This is a genomic window from Enterococcus sp. DIV0086, assembly GCF_050498705.1.
Classification (GTDB): Bacteria; Bacillota; Bacilli; order Lactobacillales; family Enterococcaceae; genus Enterococcus; species Enterococcus faecalis.
Window position 1 is genome coordinate 181,290 of record NZ_JBNIDN010000001.1, and the last position, 11,548, is coordinate 192,837.

An 11,548-nucleotide genomic window follows, 5' to 3' on the forward strand; every position below is an offset into this window, starting at 1 on the left:
AATAACGCTGAATTGACGTTTAGTGATTTAGGTTCTAATAGAGCGCAGACAAACTTTTAATGAAAGAGTTGTCTGTGTTCTTTTTTGTTATAAACATTTTTCTTTTTCTATATATATTTTTAAGGTAAGTTGTATTATAGTAAGTTTGAGAAGATGAGAATGAGAGGAAAAGCAATGAATATACAACGGTTTATAGAAAAACGCAAAGCACGTGGTTTGTCGCAAAGTGAATTGGCTAAAGGGATTTGTACGCAAGTTACGGTTAGTCGTTTTGAAAAGAATGGTCAAGTCCCAACTTTAAAAATATTGATCCAACTATGTAATCGTTTAGAGCTACCTTTGGGGGAACTCTTCCCGCGCGTAGGGATTAAACAACCTGAAATTCTTGAAAAAATGGAAGAAGCAGAATTCTTCTTGATTACCAGCGAACATGACCAATTGCAAACAATTTTAAAAAATATTCCTTTTGATGAAATCAAAGATTCCCAACTGTTATTAGAATATTATTATTTACAAGGCTTTGTCATGATTTTTCAAAATGCTTCGTTGATGGATTGCTTATTTACCTTTGAAAAACTTCTGTTTGAAGAGCAAAAATACACGAGCGATATTTACCGTTTGTTAGCTTTTACTGGAATTGGCATGGCCTATGCCAAAGAAGGCGAAATTGAGAAAGCCGAATTTTATTTCAATAAGGTCTTCAAGGAAATTTATCTCTATACTATTCAATCAATGGAAGATACTTGGCGAGTATTAAATGTTGTCTTTCACTGTGGTGTTTTTTATGCAGAAAAAGGCGATTTAGAAACAAGTGATGCTTTGTTAGAGTATGCGATTTCCATCTGTTCTGATAATCACGTCACGTATTACTTGGCAAGAGCAGCTTTCCAACTTGCGAAAAATGCCTTAGCTGAAGAAAAGCCGCAAGAGCAAATTTTAGAACTACTACAAGATGCCCGCGCGTATGCAAAAATCAATAAAAATCGCATCTTGTTGGAAGCAATTCAAACATTGAAAGAAACAATTTTATCTAAGAATAATTAGTTTATATAGAAAATTATATATTTATTTTCAAAATATAATAAAAAAAGCGTTTTTTAAAAGAGTTCAAGACACATTACGACCTTAAATGAAAATTTTAAGGTCGTTATTTTATATAAAAAAATATATAAACGACTTGACTGGCATCAAATAAAGGCGTATGATTCATTTGTGAATAAATGTGAAATAAAACACAATCTTTCGTGGAGAGGAAGTCTTGAGGTGCAACAAAGTCAAACTATTTATTTGATGGGCACAGTAATAGATGTTTTTGTAGACCATGAAGAACCTGAAAAAATTCTAGAAGAAGTGCATCAAAGATTGATCACTTATGAACAACGTTTTAGTGCAAATGATTCAACTTCGGAACTGATGGCTGTCAATCAACAAGCTGGGCAAAAACCAGTCAGCGTTCATCCAGAGTTGTATCAATTAATTGCATTAGGGAAAAAACATAGTTGTGATCCAGCTAGTCATTTGAATGTTACCATTGGCCCACTAGTTCAAACATGGCGAATCGGTTTTAAAGATGCCCGTGTCCCGTCAGAAGAGGAAATTAAAGCCTGTTTGAAAAAAATTAATCCAGAAAAGATTCACTTAAATCCCTTAAAACAAACGGTTTTTTTGGAAGAAGAAGGAATGAAATTAGATCTGGGGGCTTTAGCAAAAGGCTATATCGTTGATTTACTAATTGCCTATTTGAAAGAAGTCCATGTTACGTCTGCTTTGATTAATCTGGGCGGCAATATTGTGACATTGGGGCCCTCTACGCATCAAAACAAAAAATGGCGAATTGGTATTCGCAATCCGCAAAAATCCAGAGAAACAATCAGCTTACTTGTCGAAGTGGCTAATCAATCGGTTGTGACGTCGGGCATTTATGAAAGAAGTTTAACCGAAGCTGGGCGAGTCTATCACCATTTGTTGGATCCGACAACCGGATACCCATTGGAAACTGAAATGGCCAGCATCACAATTATCTCGGATGCTTCAGTGGATGGTGAGATTTGGACAACGCGTTTATTTGGTTATCCAATTCCAGAAGCGCTTGAAATCCTCAATCAACTAGATGGGATTGAAGGAGTCATCATTACACAAGACCAGCAAATTTTATATAGCAGCGGGTTAGCAGATACTCTTCACATTATCCATTCATAGAACCGAAAAAGAAAGGACAGCTCATTATGAAAAAAATTATCGGCTTAGTAGGAACGAACTCAGAGCAATCAACCAATCGTCAACTTTTGCAATTTATGCAACACTATTTTGCGCAGGAGGCTGACATTGAACTAGTTGAAATTGTTGACTTTCCTATGTTTAACAAGCCAGAAGACAAAGTTTTGCCAGAAATAGTTAAAACGGTTGCTGAAAAAATTGAAGTAGCAGATGGCGTCATTATCAGTACGCCTGAATATGACCATGCGGTGCCGGCTTCTTTGATGAATGCCCTAAGTTGGTTATCTTACGGGATTTTTCCGTTTGTTGATAAACCAGTTATGATTACTGGTGCATCCTATGGCACGTTAGGTTCCTCTAGAGCACAAGCGCATCTGCGTCAAATTTTAGATGCTCCTGAATTGAAAGCACGAATTATGCCAAGCTCTGAATTTCTATTAGCGCATTCCTTACAAGCTTTTGATGAAAACAATGCGTTAAAAGATTCAGAACAAATAGATAAACTAGCTGGTTTGTTTGCAGATTTTTGTGTATTTATTGAAATTACAGAACAGCTGAAACATGCGCATGCGCAAAATAAAAAAGAAGCAGAAAATTTCTCATGGGAAACGATTTAACGAAATGGAGTGAATAAAATGAAATTAATTGGGATCGTCGGATCAAACGCTGATTCTTCTTATAATCGGTTACTACTGCAATATATTGGCAAAGAGTTTTATAAAATGTTCGACTTGGAAATTTTAGAAATTAAAGATATTCCAATGTTTAATCAAAGTAAGGATCAAACGAACAGTGTCTTGATTCAGAATATGAATCGCAAAATTTTACAAGCAGACGGCGTAATTATTGCGACGCCCGAACATAACCATACCATTCCTGCCGGTTTGAAAAGTGTGTTAGAATGGTTATCTTTCAAAATTCATCCGCTGGAAAATAAACCAGTAATGATTGTTGGTTGCTCTTATTATGATCAAGGAACCTCACGTGCGCAATTACATCTCCGTCAAATTCTTGATGCACCTGGTGTCAATGCAATCGTGATGCCTGGAAACGAGTTTTTATTAGGAAAAGCTAAAGAAGCATTTGATGAAAACGGCAACTTAATTGCGGAGGGAACACGTCAATTTTTAGAAAGCACATTACAAAAATTCGTGGAATTCATTGATGTGATTTCAAAATTAGAAGGGGCTAAGCCAAAAGACTTACCTGAGGATTTACATGCAAAAGGAACCATTGAAACAACGATCGAAGGGGTTGATATGGCAGCAGATGATTGGGTAGAACAAGCAGCAGAAGCGGTTCAGGCTGTGGAAGGCGACACATACGTAAAATTAGATCGAGGCATTTTAACCGTAGATCAGCTAAATTATTTCTTAAAATCAATGCCAATGGAATTGACTTATGCAGACAGTAACAATCAATTTTTATATTACAATAAAAAAATGGCTGCTGAAGAAATGTTTGCTAAACGGCAACCAGGACAAGTTGGTAATCCATTAGCGAATTGCCATCCGCCAAAAGCATTGAAAAATGTAGAATGGGTGATTCAACAATTACGGTCAGGAAAAACAGATGCTATTCGCGTTCATGTTCCAATGCACGGACCAGATACCTATGTAGTGCATAATTATCAAGCGATGTATGATGATAATGGAAATTACGCGGGAATTAATGAGTATATTTTAGACTTTAAACCAATTGTTGATTGGTATTTAAAACAAACAGGGCAAGAATTAGTCGGTGGAAAAAACGTCGATGCAGTCAGTGGTGCCTCCAAAAAAGAAGCACCAGAAACGGCAGATAGTGTCTCAAGTGCATCAGTCCATGAAGAAGAGTCAGCGACCGAAAAGCCAACAGTTGACAGCGTTTCTAGCGCTTCAATTAAAGAGTAAAATAACAGCAAAAAATAGCGGCAACAAGTAGTCATACTGTATTCAGATTAGCAATGCCAAATGAGGACTTTTATTGACAGAAGCTGATACTTAAAAGAGTAAGAACTTTATAGGAAGATAGTATAGAAGGCGAACCAAAAGTTTCAATCATTTTTGACGAATAGGCTAGAAAAGAAACAGAAAATTAGTCAAACAAATCAGCTTTTCTTTAAATTTAAAGTAAAAAAATAACAAAAAAAGCCTCCTTGGTGACGCAAGGGGGCTTTTTTTGGTTAAAATAATACTTTTCTATGAAGATTCCTAAATATTGAAAGAATCATTTTTAAATTTGTGGAAAAAATAAGCAAGATTGACACTCACGTCTTGTTAAAAAAATAGATACTTAAGGCGTGATAGTTTGGAGTTGAAAATGTGACTACTTTGTTAGATGAATTATTAGACCAAGAATTCCGAGATAAATTACTTATTTATCAAACTTTTATGAATAGTGAAGGTCCATTATTAAAAGAAGAATTTTATGGATATTTTGATTTATCCACTCAAAAGTTAGAATCGTTGTGCCGTCAAATAAATTATGAATGTACACAGATTTCTTCAAGGAGTCAAATTCTTTTTCCAGCTAAAGGACTGATTAGTGCGCAAAAATTATCGCAAATTGATTATCAAGCCTTAAGAAAATACTATTTTGATCAATCACTAATGGCCAAGTTGCTTCTTGATGTGGGCCTCTATCAAAAGCACACGATTCAAGAATTTTCTCAAATTCATTTTATGAGCAAAAGCAAAATTTATGCCTTCTCGTATAAGCTAAATCTGATTTTAGCTAATTGGCGTATTAAATTAAAGTCAACAGGCTTGGTTGGAGAAGAGAAAAATATCCGAAGTTTTTGTTTTCAATGCTTGTATTATTTTTATGGAAGTAATCAAGAAAGGCTGCCTAACATTTTGCTGGAAAATAGTCCTGGCATTAAGCGATTTATAAACGATTTACAACTGATGTATCAAAGAACGTTTAGTCTTAATCAAAGCGCACAACTATTTATTCTTTTAACGATCCAACGTTTTCGTGTATTTTCTGATCATGTAGTGGACTCTTTTACGGAAGTTCATGTGCCTAGCTGTTTACAGCATGCGTTTGAAAAAATCTATACAAGCGAAACGCCTCTTTTTAAAGAGGATTTTGGCAAAGAAACTTCATATATTTTTCTTTTTTTAAGTTTAAATGAATACATTGATAGTCCGATTGTTTTTCCAGATAAGTTAACCATGTTAGACGAATTTATTGATCATATGAATAGTGTTATTCCTTTCTTTGAAAAGCGAATTACGGTGGAAACAAAAGAAAAATTAAAGTTGATTTGTTATCGCTGGGACCGCCTATACTTTTCAGTGGCTGCATTTATTCCCGCCAAGCAGAGCAGTTTCTTTGAAGAGCGGTTTCCTCAAATTCATCGCGCCTTAGATGGTTTTATACAAAAGACAGAGTCGCTGCATCAAAAACGATTTTTAATGTATGAACGCGTGCATCTATATTATGATTTTATGTTTTGTTTGTTAAATGATCGGTCTTTTTGCGCAATTGAAAAAACGATTCATGTATTTGTTGATTTTTCTGGTGGGGAGGATTATAACCGCTTTATTGCAAAAATTATTGCTTCTTTCAATTATATGGATGTCATGATTGATCACAAATTAACCTTAGAAACCGATTTGTATTTGTCCGATTTTTATAGTTCGAAAGTACGGTGTCGTCAATTGACATGGCGTCATTTGCCGGAAACAAAAGATTGGCAAGTATTTGCTGAGGTGGTCAGAGAACTAAGAAAGGGAGAGACTCAGAAAAATGAGCACTATGGGAGAGACCCAATCGAGATGTGGCGAGAACAAGAATACGAAGGATAGTCAATTGAGACATGCAGGTAACTATAAAGACTTAACTGGTCAAAAGTTTGGTGAGTTGACAGTAGTAGCACCAACGGTAAAAAGAAAAGAAGGGCTAATTGTTTGGACCTGTCGCTGTTCTTGTGGGAGCTATACAGAAGCTTCAAGAAGACAACTAATTCGTGGGTATCGAACCAAATGTGCGCACCATCGCTATCAAACAATGTTGAAAAAAAACTATCATGAATTAGTCGTGGTACGGATCGAAAGTATTCAACAGACAATGAAAGCGTATTGTCTGTGTTCGTGCGGACAATCTTGCTGGGTTCGCTGTGAAAATTTGTTGAATGGCCATACCAAAAGTTGCGGTCATCGTAAAAAGAAGGATTACCGACAAAGAGTTGCTGGCGTAATTCCAGGGAAGTTACAAAGTAAACGCCCCAAAAATAATAGCAGCGGACACAAAGGAGTGAGCCAGACCGCTTCTGGGAAATGGCTGGCTTATATCTCTTTGAAAGGCAAGCGTCATAACTTAGGTATCTTTACGAAAAAAAGTGAAGCAATTTTAGCAAGAAAATTAGCAGAACGTCGTCTATTTCAACCAATTTTACAACAAGAAATAGTGACTACAAATAAGGAAGTTTAGCAACAGAGAGGATGCGAAAGATGTTAGCAGGCTTATTTTCAGTAACTGGAATGATTTTATTGGGGATTTTATTTTGCTTAATTGGTTATCAAACGTTTCGAAAACATCATCATTAAGAGAAGAATGTTCTAGCTAGATAATTTCATCGACAGATGAAATTATCTAGCTTTTTTTATAAAAAAGCTAAGAAAAGGATAAGAGATTGTGGAAATTCTTTAGGTTGTTTAACAAAGCCTTAATTTCCTTTGTTTTAGATTGTGGTTAAGAAGATTTTTCTCTATACTAAGTCTTCGGAAATCAAAGAAAAGAAAGGAGCGAGTGATGTGGTTAAAAAAATTGGTTTAAGTATAATGCTCTTATTTTTTTTCTTAATTATCGCACTCCCAATCTATGCGTGGAAGATTGAGCCGAATTTAGTTCACGTTAATCAGGTGACTTTGGGAAAGAAAAATCAACGAGAACCATTGAATGTTGTGCAACTTTCGGATATACAAGTTTCAGAATTTTATGAGACGAAGCGGTTAGATAAAGTCATAAAAAAAGTCAATCGTGAAAAACCAGATATTATCGTTTTTACAGGTGATTTATTTGACAATTATGCCAAAAATCCGCAACAAAAAGAACCGATGATTGAAAAGTTAAAACAGTTGCAAGCGACAATTGGAAAATATGCAGTTTGGGGAAATCATGATTATGGTGGCGGTGCTTCTGCGGTGTATGATGAAGTCATGGAGGCCAGTGGCTTTACCGTTATGAAAAACCAAGGAGAAACAGTAACCTTAGCAGATGGACGCCGTCTTTTTATTGGTGGTTTAGATGACTCGTTATTAGGAAATCCTTCCGTTTCAGAAACATTATCCTATCGAGAAACGTATGACTATGCGTTATTAATGACCCATGAACCAGATGTCGCGGATGCATTTGTTGGTACGGGTACACAGTTAGTTTTAGCAGGACATAGCCATGGCGGACAAATTTGGATTCCTTTTTATCCAATCACAAATGTTTTAGCAGAAAAGTATACCAGAGGATTGTATCAGTTGGACCAAGAAACGCAACTATATGTTAATACAGGCTTAGGAACGACCGCCATTCATGCCCGTTTTGGGGTGATCCCTGAAATTACACATTTTACTATCTATATTTAAAAAGTCTGGTCAATCCGACCAGACTTTTTTCTGTTATTTAACAGAATTATTTTTAAGAAAAAGATGTTCATATTTTTGGTGAAACGTTTCTATAAAATGCTTTAAAATATCTGAAAAGAGTATTTTTATGGAAAAAGAAGCAGGGAAAATAATTTCTTTATAAATGGTCTATAGCGCTTTTTAATGCTGTTATTTTTAAATAAAACCATAATGTAAGGGTTTACAACCGTTTGAAGTGAATGTATAATCTGTTTGTAGAAACGTTTCACTAAAAAGAAAGGAACCCTGCTTATGAAAAAACTAAAAAAGTTTTATGATCAGCGGCAATTGCATTGGATGGTACTTCCGGGTGTAGCATTCATGATTGTCTTTAACTACATTCCAATTTATGGAATTATCATTGCTTTTAAAAATTATACGATTGTTGATACGGTTTCTTCTGCACCATGGGTTGGACTTGAAAATTTTCGAATCATTATGGAAGATAGTTTTTTTTGGGAAGCAGTTCGTAATACCTTAGCGATTAGTTTAATGAAACTTTTTTTAGGATTCGCTATTCCGATTATCTTAGCGGTAATGATTTTTGAAATGAGAGATGGACATTTAAAAAAAGTGATTCAGACGATTTCTTATATTCCGCACTTTTTTTCTTGGATCGTTTTAGGCGGGATGTTGATTTCGTGGCTTTCAACAAATGGCTTTATCAACCAAGTCATGATGTCGTTAGGCTTAATGAATCAGGGCGTCAATCATTTGTTAGATCCTGATAAGTATTGGTGGATTGCTGTTCTTTCTGATTTGTGGAAAGAAGTAGGTTGGGGCACGATTCTCTATCTTGCTGGTATGTCTCGTATTGATCCAACGTTTTATGAAGCGGCGAGAATTGATGGTGCTTCAAAATTAACACAAATCCGAACGATTACTTTGCCCTTATTAGCGCCGATTATTTCGTTGAACTTAATTCTAAATGTTAGCGGTTTATTGGGATCGAACTTAGATCAAACGTTGGTTTTAATGAATGCTCAAAACCAAAACAAATCAGAAGTAATTAATTCATTTGTTTATCGTATGGGGCTAACGCAAGGGGACTTTTCTTATGCGACGGCAGTTGGTTTAGGGATTTCTGTTATTTCAATTGTTTTATTAGTCATTACAGATCGCATTACTAGAAAAATGAACAATGGTCGGTCGGTTATTTTATAAAGGAGGCAACAGCTGTGATTAAAAGAAAATCAAAAGAAAACAAATGGTTTTACTTTTTCAATACGTTAATTCTTGTGTTGTTTTCTTTATTAATTATCGTGCCAATTTGGAATATTTTAGTTTCCTCAGTTTCGTCAAGTTCGGGTTTAGCCGGTAAAGGCTTGGTTTTATGGCCGAAAGGATTTACGCTAGAAAATTATCGGAAAGTTTTTTCGGATAGTAGCATTCCGCGAGCGTTTTTGATTTCTGTTTTAAAAACAGTCATCGGTGCGTCGACGCATACGCTGTTCTGTGCAATTGTTGCTTATGGACTTAGTAAATCTAGACTAGTCGGGCGTAATATTTATACAACGATGGGTGTCATTACAATGTACTTTGGTGGGGGCATGATTCCCACGTATCTTTTGATTAAGTCATTAGGACTCTTAGATACCTTCTGGGTATATATCATTCCAGCTTTATTTAGCTATTATGATGTAGTTATCTTAATGAACTTTTTCCGAGAAATTCCACCATCTTTAGAAGAATCCGCCAAAATAGACGGCGCCAGTGAGTTTCAAATTTTTTATAAAATCTTTTTACCTTTAACAAAACCGGCATTAGCCACCATTATTTTATTTAATGGGGTAGGTCAATGGAATGACTTTATGACCACGAAATTATATATTACCAAAGAATATCTGTATCCATTGCAGATGAAAATTTATGAAATTATTGTTCAATCAAACTTGAGTACCATGACAGAGAGCGGCAGTACAGATATGGTGGTGCAGGCAACGACACGTGGTGTTCAGCTGGCAACAATTGTCATTACAACGATACCAATTTTAATCATTTATCCATTACTACAAAAACACTTTATCGGCGGTATGATGGCCGGTGCAGTAAAAGAATAAAGAAAGTAGGGAACAATATGAAAAAAGTTTTAGGCGGTTTATTGGTGGCAACGGCGGTCGTTAGTTTAGCGGCCTGTAGCGGTGGGGAAAAGAAAGCTAGCTCAGATGTCTCAATTAAGGATCGGTATGAATTAGATGAAAAGACGCCTGCTTGGAAGTTAGATAAGAAGAAAGAACCGACCAAGATTAAATGGTATATTAACTCAGATTGGACGGCGCTGCCTTTTGGAAAAGACGTGACCACTGCGCAGATTAAAAAAGACTTAAATGTGGATATTGAATTTATTTCCGGCGATGATTCAAAATTAAATGCCATGATTTCAAGTGGAGATATGCCTGATATCGTGACATTAACTGAAAAAACTGGACAAGCAGCATTGAAAGCAGATTCTTGGGCCTATTCTTTAAACGATTTAGCTAAAAAATATGACCCCTATTTAATGAAAGTTGTTAACCAAGATACGTTTAAATGGTATGCCTTGGAGGATGGAAAAACATATGGTTACCCTAATTACTCTAATACACAAGCGGATTATGAAAGTGGAAATATCCCAGTAAATGATAATTTTGTTATTCGTGAAGATGTCTATAATGCATTAGGCAAGCCAGACGTTTCAACACCAGAAAATTTTGAAAAAGTCATGCAACAGATTAAAGAAAAATATCCTGAGATGACCCCAATGGGTTTCACCACAGTGGGCGATGGTGCAGGACCATTTTTAGACAAATTACAAGACTTCTTAGGTGTTCCTTTAGAGGATAAAAATGGGAAATACTATGATCGAAATTTAGATAAAGAATATTTAGAATGGTTAAAAACATTTAATGATGTTTACCGAGCAGGCAATATTAGTGATGATAGCTTCACAGATGATGGAGCGACGTTTGATGAAAAAGTGAAACAAGGAAATTATGCAACCATGCTCGTTGCCGGAACCAGTGGTCAAGGTGGGAACTTCACAGAATTTATGAAAAAATCTGGCACACGTTATATAGCCATTGATGGACCAAGTAGCACTTCTGGCCGAAAACCAACATTAAATCAAACCGGCATTTCAGGTTGGTTAAGTAATTACATTACGAAAGATGCGAAAGATCCAGCGAAAGTCACTCAACTATTCACATATTTAATTGATGAACCAGGACAAATTTTAACAAAATATGGCGTTGAAGGAGTTACTTATGCGTACAATGATCAAGGAAAAATTGATTATTTACCAGAAGTGAAAAAATTAGAACAAACAGACAATGATGCCTATAACAAAAAATATGGCATTAGTCGTTTCCTATACTTTAACAATGACCGTGTTAATAAACTAAAAGTGCCAATGGAAAGTGCTTTAACGCAAATGCAAGAATGGGGCAAAGGAAAATTGGTCCCACATTTCGTAATTGAAAATATTAATCCAGATGCAGGAACTCCGGAAGCTCGGGCGAATGAAGCGATTGAAACCAAACTAAATACAACCGTTATTTCAATGATTCGTGCGAAAGATGATAAAGCCTTTGACAAATCTTTAGAAGACTACAAAGCATTCTTAAAATCAAATAAATGGGATGCAATTGAAAAAATAAAATCTGAGAAAATGGCAGAAAACAGAGACAAACTTAAGTAAGAGAGGAGGAGAGAAAAGCGGATAAAGCAACGAGAAATCCGCTTTTCTC

10 protein-coding genes are annotated in these 11,548 nt (G+C 35.7%); all 10 read left to right on the forward strand.

Features of this window, described 5'->3' with window-relative positions:
• The first annotated feature begins 153 nt into the window (after positions 1-153).
• The 10 genes from IGI63_RS00895 to IGI63_RS00940 all read left to right on the forward strand — a co-directional run bounded on the left by IGI63_RS00895 (position 154) and on the right by IGI63_RS00940 (position 11,499).
• Positions 154-1,044: a helix-turn-helix domain-containing protein gene (locus tag IGI63_RS00895; protein ID WP_002382193.1), complete on the forward strand. Its 891-nt coding sequence runs from the start codon at positions 154-156 to the stop codon at positions 1,042-1,044.
• 219 nt (positions 1,045-1,263) lie between these two features.
• A complete protein-coding gene (locus IGI63_RS00900; protein ID WP_429975146.1) occupies positions 1,264-2,199 on the forward strand; it encodes an FAD:protein FMN transferase in 936 nt (311 codons plus the stop codon).
• Between the two features lie 26 nt (positions 2,200-2,225).
• A complete protein-coding gene (locus IGI63_RS00905; protein ID WP_429975147.1) occupies positions 2,226-2,834 on the forward strand; it encodes an NADPH-dependent FMN reductase in 609 nt (202 codons plus the stop codon).
• Positions 2,835-2,852: 18 nt separating this feature from the next.
• Positions 2,853-4,109 carry an NADPH-dependent oxidoreductase gene (locus IGI63_RS00910; RefSeq protein ID WP_002360528.1) on the forward strand — a complete coding sequence of 419 codons (1,257 nt, stop codon included), beginning with the start codon at positions 2,853-2,855 and terminating at the stop codon, positions 4,107-4,109.
• A 411-nt stretch (positions 4,110-4,520) separates the two neighbouring features.
• Complete coding sequence (locus tag IGI63_RS00915; protein WP_002366520.1) at positions 4,521-6,011, forward strand: helix-turn-helix domain-containing protein; 1,491 nt, start codon at positions 4,521-4,523, stop codon at positions 6,009-6,011.
• Positions 5,962-6,636: a hypothetical protein gene (locus IGI63_RS00920; protein WP_429975968.1), complete on the forward strand. Its 675-nt coding sequence runs from the start codon at positions 5,962-5,964 to the stop codon at positions 6,634-6,636. The genes IGI63_RS00915 and IGI63_RS00920 overlap by 50 nt, the downstream gene beginning before the upstream one ends.
• A 257-nt stretch (positions 6,637-6,893) precedes the next feature.
• A complete protein-coding gene (locus tag IGI63_RS00925) occupies positions 6,894-7,784 on the forward strand; it encodes a metallophosphoesterase (protein WP_002384670.1) in 891 nt (296 codons plus the stop codon).
• A 291-nt stretch (positions 7,785-8,075) separates the two neighbouring features.
• Entirely contained in the window at positions 8,076-8,987 is a 912-nt protein-coding gene (locus IGI63_RS00930; protein WP_002382199.1) for an ABC transporter permease, read from the forward strand.
• A gap of 14 nt (positions 8,988-9,001) precedes the next feature.
• Positions 9,002-9,883: a carbohydrate ABC transporter permease gene (locus IGI63_RS00935; RefSeq protein WP_002357901.1), complete on the forward strand. Its 882-nt coding sequence runs from the start codon at positions 9,002-9,004 to the stop codon at positions 9,881-9,883.
• 17 nt (positions 9,884-9,900) lie between these two features.
• Positions 9,901-11,499, forward strand: coding sequence for a sugar ABC transporter substrate-binding protein (locus IGI63_RS00940; RefSeq protein WP_429975148.1), 1,599 nt, complete (start codon positions 9,901-9,903; stop codon positions 11,497-11,499).
• Positions 11,500-11,548: the final 49 nt, after the last annotated feature.